Source organism: Nonomuraea sp. NPDC049158 (assembly GCF_040648335.1).
GTDB lineage: Bacteria > Actinomycetota > Actinomycetes > Streptosporangiales > Streptosporangiaceae > Nonomuraea.
On record NZ_JBEZDM010000098.1, the window covers coordinates 1 to 1,086 of the forward strand.

Annotated in this window: 1 rRNA gene; it reads right to left on the reverse strand. The window is 55.2% G+C overall.

The features are described from left to right. Positions 1-967: ribosomal RNA gene (locus AB0B61_RS57450) — 23S ribosomal RNA — on the reverse strand; the annotation flags it as partial. Positions 968-1,086: the final 119 nt, after the last annotated feature.

Here is a 1,086-nt window from a genome sequence, read left to right on the forward strand (position 1 = left end):
GGGAAACTTCGGCAGGAACCAGCTACTAGATGGTTCGATTAGTCTTTCGCCCCCATGCCCATATTTGACGATCGATTTGCACGTCAGAACCGCTGCGAGCCTCCACCAGAGTTTCCTCTGGCTTCACCCTATACAGGCATAGTTCACCTTCTTTCGGGTCCGGCCCCGTATGCTCTTACTCAAATCCATCCGAGAACATCAGGATCGGTCGGTGATGCGCCGAAGCTCTCACCTGCGTTCACTTTCATTACGCGTAGGGGTTTTACACCCGAACACTCGCATACGAAGACGACTCCTTGGTCCGTGTTTCAAGACGGGTCGCTGATGACCATTACGCCAGCATCCTTGCGGAGCGCGTACCTCAGTCCGGCGCAGGGTATTACACAACGGGCTATAACACTCCCCGAGGGGAGCCACATTCCCGAAGCCTTTATCCCCCGCGCCAAACTGATGCTGGCCTGTGCCCGGCAAAGTGCACCAGCGAGAACGCTGGATGATTCACCGGGCCCAAGTCTGGTCATAGGCGCTTCCCTTTCAACAATTTCACGTACTTTTTAACCCTCTTTTCAAAGTGCTTTTCATCTTTCGATCACTCTACTTGTGCGCTATCGGTCTCTGGCCGGTATTTAGCTTTAGAAGACATATACCTCCCATTTTGAGCAGCATTCCCAAACTACTCGACTCGTCGAAGGAGCTTTACATAGGCTTGGCATCCGACCAGACGGGGCTCTCACCCTCTGTGGCGTCCCGTTCCAGGGAACTCGGAAGGCGCCTCGCCAAAAGCATCCTCTACAAATTACAACTCGGGCCCTGGGGACCAGATTTCAAATTTGAGCTGTTGCCGCTTCACTCGCCGTTACTGGGGCAATCCCTGTTGGTTTCTTTTCCTCCGCTTATTGATATGCTTAAGTTCAGCGGGTATTCCTACCTGATTCGAGGTCAACATTCGGAAGGTGGGGTGTTTAACGGCGTGGCCGCGCCCGGGTCCCGGTGCGAGTGGATATTACTACGCAGAGGTCGCCGCGGACGGGCCGCCACTCCATTTCGGGGCCGGCGGTGTTAGCGCCGGGTCCCCAACGCCGGTCT